Origin of the sequence: Ensifer sp. B1-9, from assembly GCF_050474445.1 — a bacterium.
In the GTDB taxonomy this organism is placed as follows: Bacteria; Pseudomonadota; Alphaproteobacteria; order Rhizobiales; family Rhizobiaceae; genus Ensifer.
This window is the reverse complement of record NZ_JBCHVG010000004.1, coordinates 14493-40631: the sequence shown is the minus strand read 5'-3', so window position 1 is coordinate 40631 and position 26139 is coordinate 14493. Positions and strand designations below refer to the sequence as shown.

Genomic DNA, 26139 nt, shown 5'->3' with positions numbered 1-26139 from the left:
CTCAGCTCGCGGCGAGCTCCATGACCTTGATCTGGGTTGCTTCCGCCCTGTCGAGGAAGCCGGTGACGCGGCCCTCGTGCATGACCATGATGCGGTCGCTCATGCCGAGCACCTCTGGCATTTCCGAAGAAATCATGATGACGGCGACGCCGTTTCGCGCCAGCTCGGTGACGAGGCGGTGGATTTCCGCCTTGGCGCCGACATCGATACCGCGTGTCGGCTCGTCGAGGATCAGGATGCGCGGATTGGTGAGCAGCCAGCGGCCGATCAGCACCTTCTGCTGGTTACCGCCGGAGAGGTTCTCGATGCGCTCCTGCAAGTTCGGCGTCTTGACGCGCAGCTTGCGGCTCATCTCTTCGCAAGCGGCGGTGATTTGCTTCTCGGTGACGAAGCCGCCCCTGACGAAGCGATCCTGGAGTACGGCGATCTGCATGTTCTCGAGGATGTCGAGGATCAGAAGACAGCCCGTGTCCTTGCGGTCCTCGGTCAGGAACGCCATGCGGTTCTTGATCGCCGTGTTCGGGCTGTCGATCGAAAGCGCCTTGCCGTCGATCGCAATCGTACCGGAGCTCGCCGGTGTCACGCCAAAGAGCGCTTCGGCGACATTCGAGCGGCCGGAGCCGACGAGGCCTGCCATCCCGAGGATTTCCCCGGCGCGGACATCGAAGGAGACATCGCGGAAGACACCGTCGAGCGTCAGATTCTTTACCGACAGCACAACGTCGCCGATCGGCACTTCCTCCTTCGGGAACATCTGGGTGATCTCGCGGCCAACCATCATGCGGATGATGTCGTCGCGGGTGACGTCGCTCGAGGCATGGGTGCCAATGAACTTGCCGTCGCGGAACACCGAGAACTCGTCGGCGATCTCGAAGAGCTCGTTCATCTTGTGGGTGATGTAGACAATACCGATACCCTGTTGGCGCAGGTCGCGGATAATCTCGAACAGGTGGGCGACCTCACGCTCGGTCAGCGCCGAGGTCGGCTCGTCCATGATCAGTACGTCGGATTCATACGAAACCGCCTTGGCGATTTCGACCATTTGCCGGTTGGCGACGGAGAGATGGCGAACTTCGATCTCCGGATCGATCTTGATCTTGAGGCGATCGAACAGTCGGGCCGTGATGCGGTTCATCTCGCCGTGGTCGACGAAGCCGAAGCGGTTCTTCGGCTCGCGGCGGATCCAGATATTTTCGGCCACCGTCATGAAAGGCATCAGGTTCAGTTCCTGATGGATCATGGCAATGCCGTTTTCGAGCGCGTCGAGCGGCGACTTCAGACGGATGTCAACGCCTTTCAGCCTGACTTCGCCCTTATCGGGCGTATAGATGCCGGCGAGGATTTTCATCAGCGTGGATTTGCCGGCGCCGTTTTCGCCCATCAGCGCATGGACCGTGCCGCGCTTGAGCTTGAACTCGACGTCGTCGAGGGCAACGACGCCCGGGAATTCCTTGCGGATGCCTTCCGCTGAAAGAAGATATTCGGCCTTGGGCACGGCGCCGCTGGCGCGCACGGCTGCCATCGTTGTCGGACTGAGCGTCATTTCCTTGCCTCCCCCGTCGTTTCCGGCTGTTGCCGAAAGTCCTCGTCGCTGGCGGGTCACCAGCCCAATAGTCGCAGGTCACATCCAACGGGACGCAGACATCCGCAGCGGGACTTGCATTTGAACGAGAGCGCGGATGTTCCCGCGCTCTCGTTTGAAGCCGATCAGTTCTTGGCCTGATACGTGTCGAGGTTTTCCTTGGTCACCAGCTCAAAGGGGATATAGACCTTCTTTTCGACCGGTTCGCCCTTGGCGAGCTTGAGTGCAGCGTCCACCGAGCCCTTGCCCTGGCCGGCAGCGTTCTGGAACACGGTCACGTCGAGGTCGCCCGCAGCCATGGCCGCAAGTGCGTCCTGCGTCGCGTCGATACCACCGATGACGACCGAGTCCATCGAGCGACCGGCTGCCTTCAGCGCCTGGATCGCGCCGATCGCCATTTCGTCGTTATTCGAAATGACGGCATCGAATTCAACGCCGGCCGAGAGCCAGTTCGTCAGGAGGTCGGAGCCCTGGGTACGCGACCAGTTGGCGGTCTGCTCCTCGACAATCTCGATACCCTTGCACTGGTCGGTTGCGAGAACGTCGTGGATATCCTTCGTGCGCATGCGGGCGGCCTGGTTGGAGAGTTCGCCCATCATGACGACGGCCTTGCCCTTGCCGTTGAGCATCTTGCAGATTTCCTGGGTCTGCAGCGTGCCGGATTCCTGTTCGTTTGAAGCGACGAAAGCCTGCTTCTCCGGCAGGGTGTCGACGTTGACCGGCTCGCGGTTGACATAGACGAGCGGAATGCCGGCGTCTGCGGCAATCTTCGACATGGCTGCCGTGGCGTCGGTGTCAACCGGGTTGACGATGATGGCGCTTACACCGGCAGCGATGAAGTTCTGAATCTGGCTCTGCTGCTTCGAGACGTCGTTCTGCGCGTCCTCGATCTGCAGCTCGACGCCGTCGAGGGTCTTTGCGTAGTCGGACATACCGTTGCGCAAGACCGTCAGGAAGTTGTCGTCGAAAAGGGCCATCGATACGCCGATGGTCTCGGCATGCGCAGCCGTCGACATCATTACTGCCAGCGCTGTGCCCAGCACGAATTTCTTCATTGTCTTTCTCCTCCACAATGGTGCCCGGCGACACCTTCTCCTGCCGGGAGCGCAATCCCTTGCCGGATTGCGTTCATTCACCTCGAAAGCGCCACTCCCGTTACGCCTTGAGATAAAACGGAATAAACGAACCAGTAAATTGCGATTACGGAATATGTATTCCATTTTATGGGGTCGCCGTCAAGACCTGTTGCGGCGCCCTCATCGTTTTCCCGTCGTCAGCGACGACAGGTCAGATCCGCGCCCGGATGTGATCCATGCTCTGCTTGATCGCAGCCGCCGGATCAGCAACCTCGTGAACCTCGGCGGCAAACGGCTCGAAGGAAAGCGGACCTGCATAGCCTTCAGCACGGAGGCTCCGGATCTGTCCGACATTGTCGAGCAGGTCGTTCTGGTCGACCAGAACTCGATGCGAGTCGCGCAGATCGGAAACAGCAATCCGGCCGTCCGTGACGCCCGAAATATGCACGAGCCCGGTCATGTCAGGATAGGTCGCGGGCTCGCCGGCAAGATGGTGGTGGAACGTGTCGTGCACCAGCCGGAAGGTCTGTTCGCCGCCGGTGGCCTTGATCGCCTCGACAGCCTCGGTCTTCGAGCGCAACGAGCAGATTTCGAAGCCCAGCGGCTCGACAAGACCGATAATTCCGGCGGATTCGAGCATCGGTTTCAGGGCGGCAAGTGCTTCGTGAAGATTTGCCTGACGCTCTCCGTCCGCCTGGCCGGATCCGTCGTTGACGGGAACGAGGACGAGGGCCTTGGCGCCGCAGTCGCGCGCGTAGGCGATCAGCTCTTCGGCCTCTTTCTGACGCGCCGAATTCCATTCATTGAAGCGCTGCAGCGCGTTGATGGAGATGATCGTTATGCCGTGGATGGCGGCGAGCGCCGCTACATCCTTGGCCGGTGTGCCGTCGAGGATGGCATTACCGGCAAGGTCGTTGCGGATTTCAACGGAGGTGATCCCGAGGGACTTTGCAAGTTCGAAGAAGGCGTCGAGCGGGAGACCGGGCGTCGTCATATGATTGAGGGCGAAGGGCTGGGCTGTCACGGGAATGTCTCCTCCAATGGGGATAGGTCAGACGCCATAAATGGAACGTACATTCCATTTACATCGTCGTGGACATTTCACCAACTGCTGGAGAACAGTCAAAGAGCATCGCGCTCAAACAGCTTGCATTGCTGCAATATTGTCTTTTGTCAATGATATAAATCTATCACGGTTCGCTAGATATTCTCGGGCGTGAAGAGGTCAAAGGGAAGGAATGTTTGCCCTGGGGCGCCCGTCGGACCTTTGTCGACCGCCTGGATCATCAGATTGATCGTTTCGCGTGCCAGGGCCGCGGTTGGGGTCGAAATCGCCAACGTGACGACGTCGTCTCCAAGGGCTGCTCGGGACTCCGGCGTCAGTTCGTTGACGACAGCGATGAGCTTGCCTTCCAGTTTCTCCTCGCGGATAGCCGAGATGGCGCCTTCCATGCCTCCGCCGCAGACGTAGAAGCCGATCAGATCCGGGTGGCGCTGCAAAAGGTTCAGCGTTGCTTCGTGCGTGATCTCGGCCGTGTCGAGGTTGACCATGGTATCAAGCACTTCGAAATCCGGCGCATGCTCGCGGAAATAGGAGCGAAACCCGATCTCTCGAAGCTCGTGGCCGAGGAAGCGATGGCTGCCGACGAAGGCTGCCACCTTGCCGGGGCGTTTGGCCGCCTTGGCGATCATCCATGCGGCGGTTCGACCGACCTTGTGGTTGTTGAGCCCGACATAACCTTCACGCACGCCGGCGGCGAAGTCCGAAAGCAGCGAGAAGACCGGAATTCCGCGCTCCTTCAACTCCTCGATCGCTGCCGTGACAGCCGGATAGTCGGGGGCGACGAGCGCAACTGCCTGGTTTCGCGCCGCGGCAGCGCGGAGCTTGTCGGTTATCGCTGTCGGCGTCGAATTTGCCACGAAGTCGATCTGCGCGAAAACACGTGCATTCGACAGCGACAGTGCGGCGTTCTCGATCTCTTTTGCTACCGCCTTGTAGAACGACTGCTCCGGCTTCTGCAGCACGAAGGCAAGCTTGTACTGTGGCAGATCCTCAAAGACGCGCTGCCGGATGAGGCCGACTGCGTGATACCCGATGGACTTGGCAGCCTCGTAGACACGACGCGCCGTTTCCTCCCGCACGGGATGGCGTCCATTCAGGACGCGATCGACGGTCGCGACGCTGACGCCGGCGGCTCGTGCGAGATCGGCAATGGTCGGACGCTTGCTCATCGCTTCCTCCTGATAGGTTTGCATCACGAATGAAATGCAGTGTATGACATCATTTGAGAGAATGTATCATTGCTGCATTGAGACCTAGCAAAAGTCAACCTATCGTCATTGCACGACATCGGACGCTCTGGCCAAGCTGGCCGGATCGCAGGGAGGAGAGCAATGGGGATGGTTCCAACGAAGCGAGATTACAGTCTCCTCGGGCGTGATGCCCAGGCGGCCGTCGCCAACGGCCTTTCGGCCGCGGAGTGGTATCACACGGAGATCCCGCGCAAGCAGATGAAGGAACTGATGAAGCGTGAGGATGGACCGGCCATTCGCGACACCGCGATCTGGCTCGGTTGCCTCGTTCTCTTCGGCGGGCTCGGCATCATCTTCTGGGGCACCTGGTGGGCCATTCCGTTCTTCCTCGCCTATGGCGTTCTCTACGGTTCGGCCTCCGACAGTCGCTGGCACGAATGCGGGCATGGCACGGCGTTCAAGACGATGTGGATGAACGACGCCATCTACCAGATCGCCTGCTTCATGATCATGCGCAATCCCGTCACCTGGCGCTGGAGCCATACGCGCCACCACACGGACACCGTCATCGTCGGCCGCGATCCTGAGATAGCCGTCATGCGGCCGCCGGATCTCCTGCGCCTCGTCTTGAACTTCTTCGGCATCCTCGATGTCTGGCATGCGGTCATCGACATGGTCCGCAACACGCTTGGGATTATCAGCGCCGAGGAAGCGACATTCATTCCGGCAATGGAGCAGCCGAAGGCGATCCTTGTTGCCCGCATCTGGGTTGCCATCTACGCGGCAACGATCGCGCTCTCGCTCTACCTCGGCTCGATGCTGCCGCTGATGGTGATCGGTCTGCCGCGGCTTTACGGCGCTTGGCACCATGTGCTGACCGGGCTGCTGCAGCATGGCGGTCTCGCCGATAACGTAACGGACCATCGGCTGAACAGCCGCACGGTCTACATGAACCCGGTGAGCCGCTTCGTCTATTGGAACATGAACTACCATGTGGAGCACCACATGTTCCCGATGGTGCCCTATCACGCGCTGCCGAAGCTTCACGCCATGATCAAGCACGATCTGCCAGCGCCGAACCCGTCGATCCTGCACGGTTATCGCGAGATGATCCCGGCCTTCCTGCGGCAGTTGCGCCACGAGGATTATTTCCTGAAGCGCGAACTTCCGGCGACGGCGAAGCCCTATCGGGAAGAATTTCACAGCGACGCGATCGCGAATGCAGCTGAGTAACCAATGAGAGCAGGAATGGAGGAAATCATGAGCGGAAACTGGGTTGAAGTCTGCGCGGCGGAGGAAATCGATGAAGAAGACGTCATCCGATTCGACCACGAAGGTCGCACCTTTGCGGTCTACCGGAGCCCGGATGACGAATATTTCGCGACTGACGGGCTTTGCACGCACGAGCACATCCATCTGGCCGACGGCCTCGTGATGGACGACATCATTGAATGTCCGAAGCACAACGGACGCTTCAACTACAAGACGGGCCAGGCCAAGGGCGCCCCGGTCTGCGTCAACCTGAAGACCTATCCGGTGAAGGTCGAGGCCGGAAGTGTATTCATCGCGATCGCTTGATCGCGGCTTCAACGCAAAAAAGTTCAGCAAGAGCGGGCAGGGAGGTTGAGATGGGTGGAATCGTCATTGTCGGCGCCGGCGAATGCGGCGCGAGGGCCGCCTTTGCCCTGAGGGAGAAGGGCTACGATGGGTCAATCACGCTAATCGGCGCCGAGCCGCATCTTCCCTATGAACGGCCGCCGCTTTCGAAGGAAGGGCTCAAGGAACAGGTTCAGCCGAAATATATCGCCGAAGCCGAACGCTATGCAGCCTCAGGGATCGAGGTACTGACCGATTCTCCCGTCAAGGCCATTGACCGCGTCGCCAAGCGCGTCGAACTTTTCGATGGCGGTAGCATCGCTTACGATCGACTCTTGCTGACGACCGGCGCCCGAGCACGAACGATACCCGGAACCGAGGGTGCATCTCGCCGCGCTCGCACGCTCAGGACCCAGGCCGACGCCGAGGAAATCCGGCGCGAACTTCTGCCCGGGCGAAGGCTCGCCATCATCGGTGGTGGATTTATCGGGCTGGAGCTCGCAGCAACGGCGCGCCGGCTCGGGGTGGAGGTTGTCCTCATCGAAGGACTGCCACGCATCCTTTCGCGCGGCGTATCCGCCGAGATCGCGTCCGTTGTCGCCGAGCGACACCGCGCGGAAGGCGTCGATCTACGTTGCGATACGAAATTCGATCGCATCGATGTGGATGAGCGCGGCGTGCGTATCCTGTTTGCGAACGGACAATCGATCGACGCTGATTTCCTAGTCGTCGGCATTGGCGCCTCGCCGAACACGGAATTGGCAGAAGCCGCTGGCCTCATCGTCGACAATGGCATTGCGGTCGACGCGACGCTCAGGACTTCAGATCCCGATATCTTCGCGGCCGGCGATTGCTGCTCCTATCCGCTCTGTCACTATGGCGACCGCCGGGTGCGCCTTGAGGCCTGGCGCAATGCGCAGGACCAAGGAACGCTCGTTGCCGGCAATCTGCTGGGCGCGGACGAGGCGATCACCAGCGTACCGTGGTTCTGGTCCGACCAATATGACCTAACATTGCAGATTGCCGGACTTGCCGACGGAGCAGTCACAACCGTACGCCGCGATCTCGCAGACGGCGCCTTCATCCTTTTCCATCTCGACGACGCCGGCCGGCTGCTTGCCGCTTCCGGTATCGGTCCAGGCAACGCCGTCGCGCGCGATATTCGGCTGGCGGAAATGTTGATCGCGGCCGGAAAACGGCCCGATCCTCGGGCTCTCGTTTCGCCGGAAACCAAACTCAAGGCCCTGCTTGCTGCTTAGTGCGAGAGCCTTTCGCCACACTCCTATTTGCTCATTGATACCGGAGACTTCTCATGAAAAGCCGCCGCCCGACCGTTGCCGACCTCCTTTCGATGAAGGGCAAGCGCCAGCTCACAATGTTGCGGGTGGAAACGCTCGACGAAGCTGAGGCGGCGGAAACTGCCGGCATCGACCTCGTCTCCGTGCCGCCGGCGCTGCTGGGGCCGCAGTTTCGGGAAGTGGCGCCAACCTGTTTTGCCTTTCCCGGCCTCGAATATGGCGACTACGTTTCAGCGGAAGAATACATCCGTGCGGCATTCAAGGCGCTGAAGGCCGGCGGTGATGCCGTCTATTGCGCTGCGGGTCTTTCGACCGTCCGGCGCATGCGGGAAGAGGGCATTCCGGTCTGCAGCCATGTAGGCCTTATTCCCTCCAAGGCCACATGGACCGGCGGGTTCCGGGCTGTCGGCAAGACGGCGGCGAGCGCACTCGAGATCTGGCGGCAAGTGAAGGCGCTTGAGGAGGCTGGAGCCTTCGCTGCCGAGATCGAGGTCGTGCCCGGCGACGTCGCATCGGCGATCAGTGCGCGAACGTCGATGCTGATGCTGTCCATGGGGGCGGGTTCGGGCTGCGACGCTCAATATCTGTTCGCCGATGACGTGCTCGGCAGCAACCGCGGCCACGTGCCGCGCCACGCCAAGACCTATCGCAACTTCGCCGCCGAATATGATCGACTTCAGCGGGAACGGATTGGCGCATTCACCGAATTTGCCGAAGACGTTCGATCCGGCGTCTATCCGGAACAGCGGCATCTGGTTGGCATTGATCAAACGGAGCTCAAAACGTTCCTAGCCGAACTGGAACGCAATTAGCGCCTGATGGCTTGCGTCGGGGAGGGCGGTTGGTATAGTCCGTCAGCTATCTGAACCTCCCTCTCCATAGCGGATTTCGATTTGAGCGCCCTTCTTGAGGACAGTCTCACCTTTGTTGCCTTGCTGGGCATAATCTACGCAGCAACGGTGCTGGTCTATTTCATTTTGGGCTATGGCATCACCTGGCTCAACGACCGAAACCCCGAACGTCGCATCCAGAAGGGCCGACGCGGCGAGAAGCGTAAGGCCGTCGAAATCCGCCAGAGCATGGCATCGATCCTTGTCACCTGCACGTCGGTCGCGATCGGTCTCTTCGTCCAACGCCAAGGCTGGACGTTCTTTTCGCCCTGGAGTTTCAGTTGGTGGACGGCCGTCCCGCTGTTCCTGCTCTGCATGGTGCTTTTCGACGCCTGGTTCTATTTCGCCCACCGGCTGCTGCACACCAAGGCGTTCTACAAGTATCACCTGCTCCATCACCGCAGCGTCGCGCCGACCGTCTGGAGCAATGATTCGATCGGCCTCGTGGACACGGCGTTGTCGCAAGGCTATTATGCCGTAATTACCTTCTTCGTGCCGTTCCCGCCCATCATTCTTTTGGTACATCGTCTCTTCGACCAGATCAACGGCACCTTTGGCCACGCGGGCTTTGAATACTTTGCCTCGCGTACGGCACGTCATCCCTGGCCGATGCTTTGCACGACCTATCACGACCAGCATCATGCGGAATTCAAGTATAACTACGCGAACTATTTCTCATTCTGGGATCGGGTGATGGGGACGGTCGCGCCGAATTATGATCGGCGGGTGGAGGCCTTAGAAGGCGAGGCGCCGGCGCTCAAGCTGCGGAAAGGGCCAATCACCCCGGGAGCAATGGAGAGCTCGGCGGCGGAATGATACGACGAGCACTCGGTAGGCGTCTTGGATAGCGCGCTTCGCTCGGCTTTGACTCAACATCCGAGGACGTTGTTTCCAATCCACTTTTCTGCGATGGCAACAGGGAAATGTAGACGCGCCAGGCGGTTTATGGATGGAGCATATGATCGAGCTGTCGCAGGATGAAATCGAGGTCGCGCTGAGGCGTGGCCCGGCACATTACGCGGACCGGCCGATTACGCTTACGGTTTGCGATCCCGACAACCGCCTTGGTCGCCGCCCCCAGCTTGCTTTCAGGCGCCGTAAAAGGACCCCTGACACGGTCTTCCGTTCCTTCCTGGTGGATCGGCGAGGACGGGGGTGCTTCTACGGTTGGACGCCGGTACAGCTTGAAGCAGTGTCTTTGCTGCCCGACGTCGCGACTGCAAATGCTTCAGCAAGGACCGAGCCCCAGATCATGATCCGGCGTATGTCGCTCGCGGAGGCAGCAGTCCTGATCGCACTCCGACGGACTGTGGCATTCCTGCAGATTGTCAGACTGTTCCTCGCGGGCAACCGAAAGGGGGCCGAGTTTCGGTTCGTTCGGCAATGCGACGCCCTTTCCGCCCCGGACTATAGCGATTGGATCGAAGCCCAAGCTTTGGCGGAGGCGAGCGAGACCGGAGACGATGCGCGCGGGTGGCCGCGAAGGCCACGGATCCTCGTTTCGATCGAGGGTATCGATAGGGATGCGGTCGCCGAAACGAGACAATCGCTCGGGGCTCAAACCTGGCGACACTTTGAGGAAGCATCTCCAGCAGGCGTCGAGGATTTGCTGAGGCGAGGCGGCGTGAGCGATAATCTCTTGTGGCTGCGGCTTCCCGCGGGCATGCGCGTCGCCCGAAAAGCCTTGGAGCGATTGGCGCGTCCGTTCGCATTCTCAACGGATGTTGCGGTCGTTTACTGTGACGAAGATGATATCGACGCTCGCGGCGTGCGGGTTGCCCCCTTCTTCAAGCCGGCTTGGAATGAGCCGCTCGCTCGCTCCGGATGGCTTCCCCTGGAAGGTGCCCTTCTTCGCTTGGCCTGCATTCCGGATGACGTTTCGCTGCAAGGCGCATCTATCGCTGAGATAGCCCTCGCCGTTGCCCAGGCACACACCGGAAAGCTCGTACACGTGCCGAGAGTCCTGCTACATCGCGGCCCATTGTGCCGTCGAAACGATCACCGAAACAAGATCGTTCAGCCCAAACACGAACGCCCGGCAGTTAGCGTCATCATTCCCACACGCGACAGGGCGGACTTGCTGGAGGCTTGTCTTAAAGGTCTCTTTGAGAATACAGCCCCGGCGGACCTTGACGTGATCGTCATCGACAATGATAGCGCCGAACCAGCCACGCTGGCCTTGTTCTCGCGGTTTGAGCAGTCAGGGCTGATCCGTCGGATACCTCTTCCGGGAGCTTTCAACTTCTCCCACGCCTGCAACATTGGTGTCGATGCAGCCCGGCACGACCTCATACTGTTGCTGAACAATGACGTGGAACCCATTGATTGTCATTGGCTTGAGTATCTGGCAGGTGAACTCGATGATCCCACGGTCGGCGCCGCCGGCAATTTGCTGCTGTTTCCCGATGGCTTCGTTCAGCATGGTGGGGTGACGCTCGGTGCGGGGACAGTGGCGCGGCACAGCTTTCACTTTCTTCATCCGAAGGGCGGCACCGATAGAGGACTTTTACGACAGCGGCGCGATATGTCGGCTGTAACTGCGGCCTGCCTGCTGACGCGCAAGGACTTGTGGCAACGGTTGGGCGGCATGGATGAGCAAAAATTGAGCGTCGCGTTCAATGACGTGGACTATTGTCTGAAGCTACGAGACGTGGGCATGCGTATTATCTGGACGCCGGCGGCGGCGATGTTGCATAGAGAGAGCGTCTCGCGTGGCGCCGACGATACGCCGCAAAAGCTTCAGCGCTTTGCGCGGGAGGAGCGAGCCATGCATGAGCGCTGGAGCGATACCTTGAAAGCTGATCCCTACTACAATCCGAACCTCTCGCTCATTGCCGAAGAATTCGTTCTCGAAGCCCGTCCGCGAGACCTTGCTGCGAGGTCGAGCGCTTGAGCAACGCGCGGGAACGGTTGGTCCGCTGGATCGAGCGGCGGTTGCCTCGGCCGCGGTTGCGGGAGGGAGCCATCGGCCGTCCGAGACGGCCGGTGAAGCGGATCATTGTTTTCGGCCGAATACCGAACCCGACCTTCGACTATTATCTCGCAGCGCGCCTTCAGGCACCGGACATGCCACCATATGAAGTAGCAGATATCCGCGGCCGCGAAATTTCCTCCATCAATGCCGATGGTGCTTTCGTTATAATATGCCGCTATGCATCGCCGTCTGTCCTCCGCTGGATTGAGAGTAATGCCGGGCGCCTCTCTGGAGTAGGGCTGTTCCTCGACGACGACATCCCTGCTGTTGTGACAGGGAGGGACGCCGATCTTTTCTATCGGCTATTCCTTTGCTACCGGGCTCTTTGGCCGCTCCGCCGCCTGAGCCGGCACCTGGATATCGTCTGGGCCTCGACACCGCACCTCGCCTCTCGACTGGGAGAGGTGAAAGCGGTGGTGTTGCCACCGGCGCCGCCGAAAGCGCTCTGGTCGAATACGTACGACGTTGTCGAAGTAGATGATCCCACGAATCGCGATGTCTTGATCGGCTATCACGCGACAGGGGTCCATTTGGAAGAGCATAGATTCCTTCGGCCGATTATTGTGGAGGTTCTGCGTGAACGTCCACAAGCTCGGTTTGAGGTATTTGCAGATCGTCGTGCAACAGTGATCTGGCAGGGCCTCGATCGTGTGGAAATCCGTGAGCCGCTGCCGTGGATAGAGTATCTGGCTGACGCGAACACCCGGCGCATTGACATCATGCTCGTCCCGCTGACACCGTCGGACGTGAACGACAGCCGCGCACCTACGAAACGCATAGACGTAGCGCGATATTGCGCTGCTGGCGTGTTCTCAGAAAGCATCGCATATGGCTCGTTCCGCGATACGGAAGAATTGCGGATGCCCTACGCTGTCGGTGCCTGGCGCAAAGCCATCATGCAGCTTATTGACGACCTGCATGCTCGCGAAGACGCTGCAATTGCGACGCGCCAGGCAGTCTTGCAAATGATGGCGGCAGCGGATACGGGTTTTGGCGTTTTTAAGAAGGGGCAAACGTAGATACGTTGTCGCATGTTTCGCCGGGTCGATGGCCCTCAACTTTATTGCATGCAGGGTGTTGCTAATGACTTCCAAGGTTGTGTTGCTTCGTCCCAAGCGATTGGGCGACGATCGGGGATGGTTCTCTGAAATTTACAATGAGAGGGTATTCAGCAGTTATGGGATTAACGACCGGTTCGTCCAGGATAACCACTCGCTCTCGGTCCCCGTTGGCACTTTGAGGGGGTTACATTTTCAGACGCCGCCCTTCGAGCAAGCCAAGCTTGTTCGCTGTATCCGCGGCGCAATCTTTGATGTTGCCGTCGATATCCGTCGAGACTCGCCGACTTTCGGGCGGTGGGTTGGCGCCGAGCTTTCCGCGGAAAATGGGCACCAGTTGTATGTCCCCGTCGGTTTCGCGCACGGCTTCGTGACACTCGAACCCTCGACCGAAGTCACCTATAAAGTTTCCAATCTTTACTCCGCACAGAACGATGGCGGGATACTCTGGAGTGACATTCAGATCGGGGTCGAATGGCCTCTACATGATGGCATTACGCCACTGTTGAGCCCCAAAGATGAACGTCAGCCGCTGCTGCGTGATTTTGACAGCCCCTTCGACTACGACGGTGTTCCGCTTGAACTGGTCGAAAGGTAAGATTCAGAAGGACTGACCATGCGCATTCTCGTTACTGGCGGCGCCGGCTTCATCGGATCGGCTCTGGTTCGGCACCTCATTGAGAATACCGAGCACGAAGTCTTGAACTTTGACAAATTGACCTATGCCGGTACGCTGACGTCTCTATCCCAGATAGCGTCTTCCTCGCGATATCGGTTCAAACAGGGTGATATCTGCGATGAGCGAGCGGTGACCGCCGCAATTGAGGATTATCAGCCAGACGTAATCACTCATTTGGCAGCAGAGTCACACGTCGATCGATCGATTGACGGCCCAGGTGCGTTCATTCAAACGAATATTGTCGGCACATACACTATGTTGGCTGCTGCGCTAGACTATTGGCGAACGCTCCCAGCCGATCGCGGGCAGACCTTTCGGTTCCATCATATTTCGACTGATGAAGTGTTTGGATCGCTAGGCGACACTGGGTACTTCACCGAGGCCACACCATACGATCCGCGTTCACCGTATTCGGCTTCCAAGGCTGGCTCGGACCACCTCGTCTCCGCTTGGGGGCACACATTCGGCCTGCCGGTGCTGATTACCAATTGTTCAAATAACTACGGCCCTTACCACTTCCCCGAAAAACTGATTCCTCTGATGATCGTGAAAGCTCTCGCCGGCGAACCGCTCCCAGTTTATGGAAATGGTACGAACATTCGTGATTGGCTATACGTGGAAGACCATGTCCGCGCGCTGCAATGCGTGTTTGAGAAGGGAGTTCCAGGACAGACCTACAATGTTGGCGGTAACTCCGAGCGCCGGAACATCGATGTCGTAAGAGCCGTCTGTGAAATACTGGATCGCCTGCAGCCCCGCCGGGACGGACAATCCTTTGCCGACCAGATCACGTATGTCGCTGATCGACCGGGCCACGATCAGCGCTACGCGATCGATGCGACCAAAATCTGCAATGATCTTGGATGGGCGCCTGTTGAAAGTTTTGAGAGCGGTATCGAGAAGACCGTAGCCTGGTATTTGGGAAATCGCGATTGGTGGACGGATATTCTCGATCGGAGTCAGGCTGCCAACCGGCGAGGTCTAGGTGCATGAGTATGCGACGGATTCTTGTTACCGGTGGTACGGGGCAAGTTGGGAGCGAATTGTTGCGTTGCCAGTGGCCAAGCGACATCGAGGTAGTTGCGCCAACTCGCCAAGAAATCGATCTGGGCGATTCCGATGCGCTCGAACGCTATGTAGCCGGGGGAAACTTTTCGGCGGTTATCAATTCTGGCGCGTACACAGCAGTGGACCGTGCGGAGGACGACGCCTTAGCGGCATGGAAAGTGAACGCATTAGCGCCGGCAGCGCTCGCCACGGCGACGAAAAAACGGATGATTCCGTTAGTTCAGGTGTCTACGGACTACGTGTTTAGCGGAGAAAAGGATGGAGCATATGCAGAGGACGATCCGGTCGGCCCCCTCGGTGTGTACGGGGCATCCAAAGAGGCGGGCGAACAAGCCGTACGCGCCGGAAATGCCCGTCACGTGATCGTCAGGACATCTTGGATATATAGCGTACGCGGTAGTAACTTCGTCAGAACAATGCTCCGGCTCCGAGCGCTTGGTGGAAGGATTCGGGTTGTCAATGACCAAGTCGGCTGTCCGACGAGCGCGACAGACCTCGCGGAGGCACTAAGTCAACTCACCCTAGCCTTGATGGAACGCCCATCGGCCCCAACGGGCACATATCACTTTGCGAATACGGGGACAGCAACCTGGTATGACTTTGCTCGCGAGGTCTTTAGGCAATGGGATGTTGAAAATCCGGTCGACGTTGTACCGATTCAAACACACGAGTTTGGGCACGGGGCTCAAAGGCCAACGAATTCGGTTTTGTCAGTTCAAAAAATCGGCTCTGACTACGGAATCGTTCCGCGCGATTGGCGCACAGCTCTCGCACCCGTGTTAGCTTCTATGCTCCGCGCTGCCAAATAAGAGAAAGATCAAACATGAAGGGGATAATACTAGCCGGTGGAGCCGGATCGCGGCTGTATCCTGCAACACTTGTTGTGAACAAACAGCTGTTGCCAGTTTATGACAAGCCCATGATATATTACCCGCTGTCGACTCTGATACAGGCCGGCATCGCAGACGTGCTAATTATATCCGCAGGGGAGTTTATCGAAAGCTATCAAAGGCTTTTGGGGGACGGTTCTGACTGGGGAATCAGCATCACATATGCTGTACAAGCGTCTCCGGACGGCCTGGCGCAAGCATTTATTATCGGGGAGGAATTTATTGGTAGCGATAATGTTTGCTTGATACTTGGTGACAACATTTTCTTCGGCGCGGGGCTAGAGGATATGCTGACGCGTGCTCGTGCTCGTTCCTCAGGAGCCACAGTCTTTGCGTACGAAGTTGAGGATCCTCGGCGCTATGGTGTCGTAGAACTCGACGTGCATCGACGCGCCGTCTCTCTCGAAGAGAAGCCCAAAGCGCCTAAGTCAAACTTCGCGGTCACGGGGCTATATTTCTACGACAATAGGGTCATTGAAATCGCAAAGCAACTAACACCATCTCCGCGTGGAGAGTACGAGATTACCGATGTCAACAAAGAGTATTTGCGAAGGGGTGAGTTGTTCGTGGAAACCATGGCGCGTGGCTACGCTTGGTTAGATACCGGAACCCATGACAGCCTACTTGAAGCATCTGAATTTGTTCGAACAATTCAGCATCGACAAGGAACACAAATCGCATGTCTGGAAGAGGTTGCTTACCTCCGAGGTTTAATCAGCAAGTCCGACGTTCAAAGGATAGGGAAAAAGTACGAGAAAACGGCATATGGACGGTACTTGCTTCGGATCATCTAGAGAACGCGGTCGCTAACAAATGGAAAGACTAATGAAGGGAAGGCTCGGCCGGTTTACACAACTCTTCCGACGGTCCCGCACGAATGCTCGGGCGCTTTTCGATCGCGAGTTCTACCTAAGGATGAATAGTGATGTTCGGTTGAGCGGCATCGACCCGTGGCGCCACTACCGTCTGCATGGTTTCAAGGAAGGACGCAAACCAAACTACATTTTTGATCCCAATTGGTACTTGGAGAGATATCCCGATGTAAAAGCATCCGGCGTTGAGCCTTTGCTGCATTACTGCATGCACGGGTTTAGCGAAGGCAGAGATCCAGGGCCAAAGTTTTCGACCCGTGCCTATCTTCGAATGAATCCTGACGTGGTGGCTGCGCGAGTAAATCCGTTGTTTCACTATCTGAAGCACGGCCGAAACGAGGGGCGTGCAACCGTTTTGGCTGGTGGGTCCGGAAGCTCGGAGATCAGTTTCGCCAATCGCAGCACTGCGCCAAACGCTAACCCCGCCGATGACTTTACAGTAATTACCGCGAGTGGCTTGTTTGATATTGATTATTACTTTTCGAAGTACCCAGAAGTTGCTGTGAGGGGTGTCGATGCAGTCTCACATTTCTGTGAACAGGGTTGGCGGGAAGGGCGATGGCCTAATCCAAACTTTAATGTCCCCTACTATCTCGAACATAATCCGGACGTTGCTGGCTTGGGCATGAACCCATTGGTGCATTGGATCCAATTTGGGCGCGCGGAGGGACGGAAAATTAGCGCGGTTCAACTGCTGCCCGACGAGACAGGCGCGGACAACGGCCCCACAGTATTATTTCTTTCTCATGAGTCGTCCCGCACTGGTGCGCCTCGCGTGTTGCTCAACTTAATTGAATGGGTTTCCCAGAATACCAGTGTTTCATTCCGCATTGTTATTGGTTCTCGGGGACCGTGGTCTGATCGATTTGAGGCGCTTGGTGAGTGTTTCCACCTTGATGGAGACCACGGAAACTCGTTCGAACGCAACCTTCGAGAGTTTTGCGGCAACAAAGTTGGTCTAATCTACGCAAATACAATTGCATCGGGACACTATATCCATCACTTCGACTTTCTCGACGCGGAAGTGGTAACTCACGTTCACGAAATGGAGAATCTTTTTGTTCTCTTCGAGAAGTCCTTCGCGGCGTTGAAGGAGCGAACGGACAAATTTATTGCAGTGTCCGAGGCGTCGGTTATCGCGTTGCGAGCTCGTGGAGTTACTCCCACTGCCATTAGTTTCCTGCCGCCATTCGTGACACCGAGGTCGCCAAAGGATACTTCCAAGCGACTGAGCGGCACGCGCATTGTTGTTGGGTGCGGCACGGTCGAAAGGCGAAAGGGCTTTGATATTTTCTGTGACGTAGGCGTGGCGCTGAAGCGATCTGCCTCGCTGAACATTCAGATGTATTGGATTGGCTCTGCCAGCGAAAGTATACCAGACCCAGAGCTTGAAATTAAGGAACGTGGCGTTGGTGACATTGTAACTTGGCTAGGCCCCAAGGATGTCCCGGGTGATTATTTCGGCCAAGGGCACGTATTTTTGTTGCCGTCTCGGGAGGATCCATTCCCTTTGGTTTGTTTGGAAGCTGCGCAACTCGGCTTACCAATCGTGTGCTTTGACCACCGCGCAGGTGGAATGCACTCTTTCGTTCAGCAAGATGCAGGTATTGTTGTAGACTACCTAGATGTGGAGCAGATGGCTGCAAAGGTGGAGGAACTGCTCAAGAATGACTCTATCCGTGCCGCGCTTGGTTCAAGAGCTAAGGAGAAAGCGTGCTCCGACTACAGCGTCGAAAGTGCTGCACGGCGAATAATCGGCCTCTTCCCAGAGTTCACACTAGATCCCGATGCCACCTGGCTTGATGGCGCGTTGCGGCGGATCGACCGATCGGAAATTGTTTCATTCGACATTTTTGACACACTGATCACTCGCCGACTCAGCCAGCCCGAGGTTGTTTTCGACCTGCTCGAGTTCAAGCATACGCATCGCGAGCCGGCGCCCGTCAAACTGTTCCCTGAACGAATGGAGACTGCAGGTCGCGTTCTTATGTCGCACGACGGAAGACGAGACGACGTGAATATCGATCAGATTTATGCGGAAATGGCATTCTTTAAGAACGCGGAGATGGAGAAAGATATTGAAATCGCCGTGTCCGTTTCACACCCAGTAGGGACATTTCTGTACAACTATGCGAGGGAGAGACAGAAGAAGATATTCATTGCTAGTGACATGTACTTGGATGTGGCTACAATTGAGAAGATTCTTCGTAAGAACGGTTTTACGCATTGGGACCACCTCTTTCTTTCGTCCGTCACCGGCAAAAAGAAAGAGAGCGGTCGAATGTACGATCTGCTGAAAGCACGCGCCGAACAATTCGGAGTTGCCCCGAGCAAGATCCTTCATTTTGGCGACAACCGACATAGCGACGTGGATATGGCTCGCCTGGCGGGTCTGAAGGCTTCGCATTTTCCAGCTCTATACGAAGAGCGCGTATCGGTCCTAGATCCGGGTATTGACGGTAGCAAACTTTCCCAAATAGGCCGGCTTTGGGGCAGCCTGTCTGAACAGTCGCTGAAGCTCTGGCGCAAGACACCAACTGGCTCTGCCGCCACGTTCTTTACCCGCCTTGGATTCGAGGTCACTGGTCCGCTTGCAGCGATGATGGCGCTCTTCGTAAGGCAGACGGCGGATGAGACTGGTATCTCAGAAATTGTTTTTATGGCTCGCGACGGGCGGATTATTAAAGACGCGTTTGACGAGTTATTCAAGGAGGACATCGCATCTGGAAGGTATGTTCCGCGTTACTTACATTTATCTCGCGCAACTGTCGTTCCTGCTACTTTCGAACGTGAATTATCATCGAATGATGTCTATTTTCTCTTAGAGGGTTTGCATTTAGGCGTCATGCCACTCGCATATTTCCTTGCTAAGGCAGGACTCGATCCCAATGATCGCTACGTTGTAAGCAAAGTAAAGGAACACTTTTCTAGCTCAGATTTTGTACCGAATTGGAGCCATCTTTCGGAAGCGGCGAAGCTTATCAGAAGCTTGTCCGAGGCAATTTTCTTGGCGGCGTCTCCGAAGAGAAGGCTACTCAAGGACTACCTCGAACAGAATGGATTATTAAATGCCGGAAGGTTTCTTGTTGTCGATGTAGGGTGGCTACTAAATATACAATCACGTCTGGAGCGTTTTGTTGCCACCATAGGATCCGATGTTACAATCAGTGGCTGTTATGTCGGCTCTCGTGACCGTGTCAGCAAAAGCGTCAAGCACAGGTCGCTTTTGTTCGATTGCGGAGATCCGAGCCATTATGCTACGTTCGTGGAGTCTCATACGACGCTATTTGAACTGCTCTTTTCTGCGGCCGAGCCCTCCGCCGACGGCCTCGCACAATATGGCGTGGGGAAAGTCCAACCCGCTTTAAAGGCCGTGAACTACCCGCTCCCTACGGAGTTTACCGCCGCCTTGGAACTCCAGTTCGGGGCCCGTTCGTACTTCCAATATTTATCGGGTGCGCTCGCTGACTTTTTCCCTCAGCAGGTATCGCGAGACTACTTCTTCGCTCTGTTCGAAGGACTAGTGAGAACGGAGATGCCTTTAGCACATGCCATGCTGAATGGCATGGAGGTTAAGCTAGGCGGTCACCACGAACTACGTCAGATCCAAAACCTGCTTCCCGGGCGGCTTGATGTCGAATACACAATGGCGTCGCGCGAAGAGTATTTTGAGCCGAAAGTCTTACCCGGGGAGACGTCCGGCCGTATTGTGATTATCACCGCTGCAGGTCTTGGCAATGCTTCAACGCGGTATCGAGCAGTGTGGTTCGCGGAATCACTGAACAAAGTTGGCTATCAAACGGTAGTCCTGCACGCTCGCACCCCGGTGGAAACGGCAGAACAGTTCATATCTCAGGCCTCTGCCGTTGTTTTCCAGCGCTGCTTTGAATCTCAGGGAAATGTCGGCGCATTCTATGGACTCGCAAGGAATGCCTGTGTGCCTTGTGTAGGCGAAATGGACGATTTAATCCTGCCCGACCAGATAGCAGTTGTCGGTTCGGTTAAGGGTGGCGAATGGAATGCCGACGAAGCAAAATTTGTGGCGCGATCTTATGACGAGTTTATGCGTAAGATGGATGCCTTCATAGTTTCCACGCCGGGCCTTAAGGATGCCTTCGAAAGGCGCTACGGGAAAAGTACTGCAATCTATCGTAACAAATTGCCAGGCAGATACGTTAAAGCGCCGGTGAGAAGCGTTAATCAATTTAAGATAATATACGCGTCTGGCACGCTATCTCACAAAGCGGATTTCTCCATAGTCGAGGAATCTCTGTACCGTTTGTTGGTAGAGCGCCCTGATGTTAAATTGACATTACTTGGTGCGGTACAAAGTTCAGAGCGATTGTTGTCGATGCCAAATGTCCAGAGCTTTCCGTTACTTCGTTATGATGCGATGATGAGTGAGCTTGAGAAGCATAGTATCCTACTAGTGCCTCTCGAAGACACACCATTCAATAAATGCAAGTCGTCGGTGAAATTCGTAGAAGCTGGTGCAGTGTCACTGCCGATTTTGGCCTCAAAGGTTGCTGAGTTTGATTTCGCACTTGATGATGGTTGTAACGGTTACATTGCGGCCGCAGCCGATGATTGGTATGAAGTTCTGAGCCGACTAGCAGGCGATCCCAAGATCTTAATCGACAGCGGGGAGGCGGCACGGAAGTCGGTGGCCGCGCGCTTCACAACAGATTTCCTGGAGCCCGAGCTCAATGATTTCTTCAGGGACGTCGTTCGCTCACGCGGCATGCCAAGCACTGCTTTAGATTGAGTGACGCAAGCATTCGCTAGAGCAAAGTCGATCAGTCGATCGAAGCGTGGTGCCCTTTTGACTCGGAGGCCGTTCGACACGGCGTCCGGAAAAGCTTAGGGTGTTTAGTAGACCGGCCGCGAGCTTTTGGTTGATCAGGCCGGTGGAGGCAACGCGGGATTGTTGAGTTTAAAAATTTGTAAATTATAGCAATAGCAAACTGATGTTCGGCGGGCCAGATCACGCACCAATTTCCACCAAATTGATAATAACAATAACGAAGGTTGGAAAGGGAGCATCTCGTGTCGGTGCCAGTGCATCTACATATTCTGGAGTCAATCGGTCTCGGAGGATTGGAGTCGCGTTTGGAGGCTATTCGACGTCTCGATAGCAGCGTCGAGCAAATAGCTGCGATCCCGTCCGGTTGGCGAGCGCATGTTCCTAAGTTTTGGGGCGGAGCTGTGATCGAGCTGCCCGTCAATCCGAACTTGGAATGCACCTACCGAGAACTCGTGAACTTCCACGAATTTCTAGCAGGAATTTTGGATCGCTATCCTCGCAGCGTCATCCATACACATACACCCTGGCCTGCTATCGCCGTTGCATCGGCGCCGTGTATGGTGATGGGTGTGCACGCCCACACCATCCACGGGCCAATTTGGATACCCTGGCTAGGTAAGGGAAGGGAGGTCTTCCAGCATGTCATCACTAGACTAGTGGATCGCACGATAGCTGTGTCCAGAGAAGTTGAAGCGCTCGCAAATTCATCCGGTGTAGTCCGCAGATTGCTAACGATTTCTAACGTATCGGCAACGGAGCGTTCGCCAATACAGAAGGTACATCGCAAGCTTGGGTTCTCAGTGTTGAGGGCCGCATTTGCTGCACGTCTAGACTATGGAAAATGTGAGGGCCTCTACCAACTGATTGACTTGTTGAAAGATTGCCGGGATCAAATTGCGGTGGACATTTTTGGCGAGGGCCCGCTGTCCCATGAGGTTATCGAAAGAGTGCGTGAAGTCGGAGGGCACATTCGAGTCATGGGAGCCGAGCACTGGTTTAAATCTCGAATACCAGAGTACGACCTGATAATTGGCGAGGGTCGCGTAGTATTGGAGGCATTGTCAGCGGGCCGACCGGTGTTGGTTTGTGGTTCGCAGCTTGCCACCTTCGCAACATGCGAAAACATCGAAGCACTAGCATATGCAAATTGCACTGCACGTGGGTTAGGCGACTACAGGCCTCCAAACTTAACCGAGATCCTAGCCCCACCTGCGCCTCCCCCATTGCCCTTGGGGCGATCAATAGCCGAGTTAAACGCCTACCTTGCAATCCGCTCGAATAGAGCCGCTCTCGCGCGGCAGCGGTTCGCAGTGGGCTTTGCTAGAGCGGCAGGGCGCTCATATGGAAGAGAACTGAATGTGATTGACATAATAGACAAGCTGGAACAAGAGAGCGGCTCTTGGCGTGAGTGACAAGCTTCGCGGGTTTACCTACCGTTGTGTGTTTGCTTGCCGAGGCAGGGACGTTCGCCTGACGTCTGTCGATTTTTTTAGATAAGAATTGGAGCTAGGAGTGAGTAAAACCGTAGTCGTCGTTTTTGGAACTCGCCCTGAGGCCATCAAAATGCTTCCGGTCCTTAAACGGCTCCGAGCTGAGAATTTTTGTAACGTCCTTTCAGTTTCGACTGGACAGCACAGGCAAATGCTGGAGCAGGTACTCCAGATCTTTGATGAAAAAGTTGACGTCAATCTTGATGTGATGACGCCTAACCAAACTCTAGCAGAACTCACTGCTAAGATCCTCGCGGAATTTACAAGTCTTCTTAGAGATGTGAAGCCATCGCTTGTTCTCGTGCACGGGGACACGACGACCGCTATGGCTGCGGCCTTGGCCTGTTTTTATCTACGAATCCCGATCGGTCACGTTGAGGCTGGCCTTCGATCGCGAGACTATACTCAACCGTGGCCCGAAGAAATGAATCGCGTATTTATCGATTCGGTTGCAAAGCAACTATATGCGCCTACGACCCAGGCAAAAGATAACCTCCACAATGAAAAGTCTGTATTGGGAGACGTCTATGTAACCGGGAACACGGGGATTGATGCACTTTTCTACGCTCAGGCGAAACTGAAGGGCTCGGAAGCACAGTTTGCCAACTTCAATTTCCTCTCGAGTGACAAGCGAACGATATTGGTCACCGGTCATCGACGAGAAAATCTCGGGGATGGATTTCGCTCAATTTGCACCGCCTTGCTAGAGCTTGCAAAAAGGCCGGATGTTCAAATTGTCTATCCAGTGCACCTGAATCCAGCTGTAAGAGCAACCGTAAACGAGATGTTGCAAAGGAGCGCCAATATTCATCTCATTGACCCGGTAAGTTATATGGAGATGGTCTTTTTGATGAAAAATGCTCATTTGATTTTGACCGATTCCGGCGGAATTCAGGAAGAAGCGCCCGCCCTTGGGAAGCCCGTTCTCGTCTTGCGCGATGTCACCGAGCGGCCAGAAGCGGTATCCGCCGGGGTTGTGAAGATTGTTGGAACGCGGAAGGATGTAATAATTAAAGAAACAAATCTATTGCTTGACGATCCGGCAGCCTATCGGGGGATGGCTCGTAATGTTTCTCCGTATGGTGACGGTAAGTCTGCAAAGAGGATCGCTGATATTATTAGGGATACACTTTAAGGAGTCGTACTAAATGAATTCTGAAAGCGCCGCCTCAGGCGAAATTTTTTCCCAATCGTCCGTTGACAGCTTGAAGATGCATTCAGAGGTCGTTCGGCTTTCGGCGGAATTGAAAGCCTTGAGGGGCCTTCTCGCCTCGCAGCGCTCTTCGGAGCACGAGCTAGAGCAATTGAGGCAATCGTTGTTTGAAGCAAAATACGACTCGAAGCAAACTGAGATAAGTCAAGATAAATCAACAACCGATTTGGCCTCCATTGGTGTATTATTGGAAAATGCCATCGCACGCATCACTGACCGCGGTGACGGCACAGAGGATGGCGATGCGTTATCAGAGATTATGTCATTTGATGTAAGCGAGGGACTTCGCCTCGGTTCTAACCTTGTGAAATGTGGGTTGCGGCGAGGTTTGTTCGTCGTGAACTCTGCTTTCGAATTCAGACCGGAATATAATCAGCGCCCCATTGCGTTGGCAAAAGAGGCCGCAGCAGCAGGCTATTTCGTTGTCTTCGTAGCGTGGCAATGGGACCGGCTGGAGAAGTTGAGACATCGAGGGCGCATATTTGGTGGCTCCGTCCTTGAGATTGGTCGTTTCGACCTCGATCTCCTCGAGCAAACCGTGCGTGAGGCAAGGATCGAAGACGAAGGGGCGTATCTTTTGACTCTCCCGAGCAAGGATTTTGTGGAGTTTATCCCTGTAGCTCAATCGCTCGGCTTCAAGGTCATCTACGACATAATGGATGAATGGGAGGAGTTTAGCGAAGTTGGTCAAGCGATTTGGTGGCACGAAGATCTTGAACTGAGGGCAATCCAGTCAAGTGATAGGGTCACGGCGGTGTCAGACGTGCTCGTCGCGAAGTTTTCACGCTTGCGGACCGATATTGTATGCGTCCCGAATGGACTGCGCGCGATGAGCCATCGTGAGCATTTTGTTTCAAATAGAAACCATTCACTTAACGGGAACATCGTTGTTGGATATTTTGGCCACCTGACGGACGCGTGGTTCGACTGGCCGGCGATTCTTGACTTGGCCGCCCGCAATCCCGGCATCGAATTGAACCTGGTTGGCTACGGCGAGCCCGAATGGGTTGCAGACCGGATCCAGCACCTGCCGAACATAAAGCTAAAAGGATTTATTCCCGCTGAAAAGCTCGCTGAGGTGGCAAGTACTTGGCACATCGCCTTCATTCCATTCGTTGATGGGCCTTTGGTTAGAGCCGTAGATCCAATAAAGATCTACGAATACCTGTACTTCGGGTTGCCGGTAATTGCGAGTGGTATGCCGCATCTTGCCACGTATCCCGAGACATTTGTGCTTGACAGCTTGCGCGACGGCGGCCCGTTGATTAACGAACTTTTCAAGCGGTTGTGCGCCGGCGAGCTAGATTATGCGGCAATGGCTCGGTTCACCAGCGCGTCGTTGTGGCGCGAGAGGTTTGTCGCCCTGGTGGCGCCCAAATGAAGCGCGTACGTATCCTTACTGTGTACCAATTCGCTACCTTGGGCGGCGTTGAGCGGGCTCTCTTAAACCGTGCGTTTGCCTTCAAGGAAACTGGAGCAAAAGTTACCCTTGATCTTCTTTTTTTAAGGGATCACGGCGGTATGGCTGCGATAAAGAGGGCCATCGATACGTTTGGTCTGCATGACTATGTTCGCGTAGTGACTAATCCCCGGCTCGCTGACTATGAGTTCTTTAGCCTTATAGACACTCCTGAGTTTTTTGATTTCGTCCCAAGGGGAGGGAAGTTCTTTGTGGAGTGCCATGCCAGCGGCTATCAAGCGCAGGTGTATCTTTCGACATTGCCAACTCAAGTGCAAGCGGTGGCAGTACCATCGGCGTCTGTTCGGAGACGTGTATCTGAGATGGTCGATGTTCCGGTTGAGCTCCTGCCAAACCGAGTGCCGCGTCCCCGACCATCTATTGTGAGCGGGCGGTGGGGAACACCTGTGATTTTTTACATCGGGCGAGTCGAGCCGGGCAAGAATGTCAGTGAGGCGCTGAGAATTCATGCTCGAGCAAAGGATATTGAGCCGGAAATATCTATGCTGATCGTTACGCCAAGTCGCGATTGTACCTCCGTGTACGAGGAGGCCGCTCGTCTAGGTACCCTCAAGAATGTGTTTATAAGAGGCGCCGTGCCATTCGACAAGTTCGATGATCTGTATGCTGAAATTGGATCCGAGCGCAGCGTCTTTCTATCGAGTTCGAGGCATGAAACATGGGGGCTCTCGGCAGCGGAGTCCATCGCCGCGGGGATTCCGGTGGTCCTTGCTTCCAATGAAGGTCACCGTGAAGTTGCGCGAGAGAATGAAGCTTTTCTTTACCCGATGTCGGACGAAGAAGTAGCCGCGGGGAGAGTGTTGAATGCCCTTTACCGGAAGGAGCGGATCATCGAAGACCTTTCCGATCTCAGAGACTACCATACGCGTCTAGCGGATGTGACGTCAGCTGCCATTTCCTTCTTTGGGCTGTGAGT

General features: G+C 55.9%; 20 protein-coding genes. 16 read left to right on the top strand and 4 right to left on the bottom strand.

Features of this window, described 5'->3' with window-relative positions:
• Window position 1 precedes the first annotated feature (1 nt).
• From ACQ5BM_RS08040 to ACQ5BM_RS08025, 4 genes are all read right to left on the bottom strand, one after another.
• A complete protein-coding gene (locus tag ACQ5BM_RS08040; protein WP_429809897.1) occupies window positions 2-1543 on the bottom strand; it encodes a sugar ABC transporter ATP-binding protein in 1542 nt (513 codons plus the stop codon).
• 164 nt (window positions 1544-1707) lie between these two features.
• A complete protein-coding gene (locus ACQ5BM_RS08035) occupies window positions 1708-2637 on the bottom strand; it encodes a sugar ABC transporter substrate-binding protein (protein WP_429809896.1) in 930 nt (309 codons plus the stop codon).
• A 232-nt stretch (window positions 2638-2869) separates the two neighbouring features.
• Entirely contained in the window at window positions 2870-3682 is an 813-nt protein-coding gene (locus ACQ5BM_RS08030) for a TIM barrel protein (protein ID WP_429809894.1), read from the bottom strand.
• 176 nt (window positions 3683-3858) lie between these two features.
• The gene (locus tag ACQ5BM_RS08025; protein ID WP_429809893.1) at window positions 3859-4890 is read right to left on the bottom strand and encodes a LacI family DNA-binding transcriptional regulator; all 1032 of its coding nucleotides are present in this window, start codon (window positions 4888-4890) and stop codon (window positions 3859-3861) included.
• 162 nt (window positions 4891-5052) lie between these two features.
• Between ACQ5BM_RS08025 and ACQ5BM_RS08020 the strand changes: the two genes are divergently transcribed.
• The 16 genes from ACQ5BM_RS08020 to ACQ5BM_RS07945 all read left to right on the top strand — a co-directional run bounded on the left by ACQ5BM_RS08020 (window position 5053) and on the right by ACQ5BM_RS07945 (window position 26137).
• Window positions 5053-6144, top strand: a complete 1092-nt coding sequence (locus tag ACQ5BM_RS08020; RefSeq protein ID WP_429809891.1) for a fatty acid desaturase family protein — start codon at window positions 5053-5055, stop codon at window positions 6142-6144.
• A 27-nt stretch (window positions 6145-6171) separates the two neighbouring features.
• On the top strand, window positions 6172-6489 hold the full coding sequence (locus ACQ5BM_RS08015) for a MocE family 2Fe-2S type ferredoxin (RefSeq protein WP_336171015.1): 318 nt from the start codon (window positions 6172-6174) through the stop codon (window positions 6487-6489).
• Window positions 6490-6539: 50 nt separating this feature from the next.
• Window positions 6540-7766 carry an NAD(P)/FAD-dependent oxidoreductase gene (locus tag ACQ5BM_RS08010; RefSeq protein WP_429809889.1) on the top strand — a complete coding sequence of 409 codons (1227 nt, stop codon included), beginning with the start codon at window positions 6540-6542 and terminating at the stop codon, window positions 7764-7766.
• Between the two features lie 53 nt (window positions 7767-7819).
• Window positions 7820-8617 (top strand): 3-methyl-2-oxobutanoate hydroxymethyltransferase, encoded by a 798-nt coding sequence (locus tag ACQ5BM_RS08005; RefSeq protein ID WP_429809887.1) that lies wholly within the window; start codon window positions 7820-7822, stop codon window positions 8615-8617.
• An 81-nt stretch (window positions 8618-8698) separates the two neighbouring features.
• Window positions 8699-9511: a sterol desaturase family protein gene (locus tag ACQ5BM_RS08000; RefSeq protein WP_429809885.1), complete on the top strand. Its 813-nt coding sequence runs from the start codon at window positions 8699-8701 to the stop codon at window positions 9509-9511.
• A gap of 142 nt (window positions 9512-9653) precedes the next feature.
• On the top strand, window positions 9654-11588 hold the full coding sequence (locus ACQ5BM_RS07995) for a glycosyltransferase family 2 protein (protein ID WP_429809883.1): 1935 nt from the start codon (window positions 9654-9656) through the stop codon (window positions 11586-11588).
• 92 nt (window positions 11589-11680) lie between these two features.
• Window positions 11681-12688 (top strand): hypothetical protein, encoded by a 1008-nt coding sequence (locus tag ACQ5BM_RS07990; RefSeq protein ID WP_429809882.1) that lies wholly within the window; start codon window positions 11681-11683, stop codon window positions 12686-12688.
• Between the two features lie 64 nt (window positions 12689-12752).
• A complete protein-coding gene (rfbC, locus tag ACQ5BM_RS07985; protein WP_429809881.1) occupies window positions 12753-13325 on the top strand; it encodes a dTDP-4-dehydrorhamnose 3,5-epimerase in 573 nt (190 codons plus the stop codon).
• An 18-nt stretch (window positions 13326-13343) separates the two neighbouring features.
• Entirely contained in the window at window positions 13344-14399 is a 1056-nt protein-coding gene (rfbB, locus tag ACQ5BM_RS07980; protein ID WP_429809879.1) for a dTDP-glucose 4,6-dehydratase, read from the top strand.
• A gap of 2 nt (window positions 14400-14401) precedes the next feature.
• Entirely contained in the window at window positions 14402-15283 is an 882-nt protein-coding gene (gene rfbD / locus ACQ5BM_RS07975) for a dTDP-4-dehydrorhamnose reductase (RefSeq protein ID WP_429809877.1), read from the top strand.
• Between the two features lie 14 nt (window positions 15284-15297).
• A complete protein-coding gene (rfbA, locus tag ACQ5BM_RS07970) occupies window positions 15298-16158 on the top strand; it encodes a glucose-1-phosphate thymidylyltransferase RfbA (RefSeq protein ID WP_429809876.1) in 861 nt (286 codons plus the stop codon).
• A gap of 31 nt (window positions 16159-16189) precedes the next feature.
• Window positions 16190-21001 (top strand): glycosyltransferase, encoded by a 4812-nt coding sequence (locus ACQ5BM_RS07965; protein ID WP_429809874.1) that lies wholly within the window; start codon window positions 16190-16192, stop codon window positions 20999-21001.
• A 281-nt stretch (window positions 21002-21282) separates the two neighbouring features.
• Window positions 21283-22452, top strand: coding sequence for a glycosyltransferase (locus ACQ5BM_RS07960; RefSeq protein WP_429809873.1), 1170 nt, complete (start codon window positions 21283-21285; stop codon window positions 22450-22452).
• A 100-nt stretch (window positions 22453-22552) separates the two neighbouring features.
• Window positions 22553-23665: a non-hydrolyzing UDP-N-acetylglucosamine 2-epimerase gene (gene wecB / locus ACQ5BM_RS07955; protein ID WP_429809871.1), complete on the top strand. Its 1113-nt coding sequence runs from the start codon at window positions 22553-22555 to the stop codon at window positions 23663-23665.
• 13 nt (window positions 23666-23678) lie between these two features.
• Window positions 23679-25124 carry a glycosyltransferase gene (locus ACQ5BM_RS07950; RefSeq protein ID WP_429809870.1) on the top strand — a complete coding sequence of 482 codons (1446 nt, stop codon included), beginning with the start codon at window positions 23679-23681 and terminating at the stop codon, window positions 25122-25124.
• Window positions 25121-26137 (top strand): glycosyltransferase family 4 protein, encoded by a 1017-nt coding sequence (locus ACQ5BM_RS07945; protein WP_429809868.1) that lies wholly within the window; start codon window positions 25121-25123, stop codon window positions 26135-26137. The genes ACQ5BM_RS07950 and ACQ5BM_RS07945 overlap by 4 nt, the downstream gene beginning before the upstream one ends.
• Window positions 26138-26139: the final 2 nt, after the last annotated feature.

Excerpts from the sequence above, each read along its gene's own strand:
- ACQ5BM_RS08040 (WP_429809897.1), bottom strand. The coding sequence starts at position 1,543 with ATGACGCTCAGTCCGACAACGATGGCAGCCGTGCGCGCCAGCGGCGCC.
- ACQ5BM_RS08035 (WP_429809896.1), bottom strand. The coding sequence starts at position 2,637 with ATGAAGAAATTCGTGCTGGGCACAGCGCTGGCAGTAATGATGTCGACG.
- ACQ5BM_RS08025 (WP_429809893.1), bottom strand. The coding sequence starts at position 4,890 with ATGAGCAAGCGTCCGACCATTGCCGATCTCGCACGAGCCGCCGGCGTC.
- ACQ5BM_RS08020 (WP_429809891.1), top strand. The coding sequence starts at position 5,053 with ATGGGGATGGTTCCAACGAAGCGAGATTACAGTCTCCTCGGGCGTGAT.
- ACQ5BM_RS08015 (WP_336171015.1), top strand. The coding sequence starts at position 6,172 with ATGAGCGGAAACTGGGTTGAAGTCTGCGCGGCGGAGGAAATCGATGAA.
- ACQ5BM_RS08010 (WP_429809889.1), top strand. The coding sequence starts at position 6,540 with ATGGGTGGAATCGTCATTGTCGGCGCCGGCGAATGCGGCGCGAGGGCC.
- ACQ5BM_RS08005 (WP_429809887.1), top strand. The coding sequence starts at position 7,820 with ATGAAAAGCCGCCGCCCGACCGTTGCCGACCTCCTTTCGATGAAGGGC.
- ACQ5BM_RS07995 (WP_429809883.1), top strand. The coding sequence starts at position 9,654 with ATGATCGAGCTGTCGCAGGATGAAATCGAGGTCGCGCTGAGGCGTGGC.
- rfbC (WP_429809881.1), top strand. The coding sequence starts at position 12,753 with ATGACTTCCAAGGTTGTGTTGCTTCGTCCCAAGCGATTGGGCGACGAT.
- rfbB (WP_429809879.1), top strand. The coding sequence starts at position 13,344 with ATGCGCATTCTCGTTACTGGCGGCGCCGGCTTCATCGGATCGGCTCTG.
- rfbD (WP_429809877.1), top strand. The coding sequence starts at position 14,402 with ATGCGACGGATTCTTGTTACCGGTGGTACGGGGCAAGTTGGGAGCGAA.
- rfbA (WP_429809876.1), top strand. The coding sequence starts at position 15,298 with ATGAAGGGGATAATACTAGCCGGTGGAGCCGGATCGCGGCTGTATCCT.
- ACQ5BM_RS07965 (WP_429809874.1), top strand. The coding sequence starts at position 16,190 with ATGAAGGGAAGGCTCGGCCGGTTTACACAACTCTTCCGACGGTCCCGC.
- ACQ5BM_RS07950 (WP_429809870.1), top strand. The coding sequence starts at position 23,679 with ATGAATTCTGAAAGCGCCGCCTCAGGCGAAATTTTTTCCCAATCGTCC.
- ACQ5BM_RS07945 (WP_429809868.1), top strand. The coding sequence starts at position 25,121 with ATGAAGCGCGTACGTATCCTTACTGTGTACCAATTCGCTACCTTGGGC.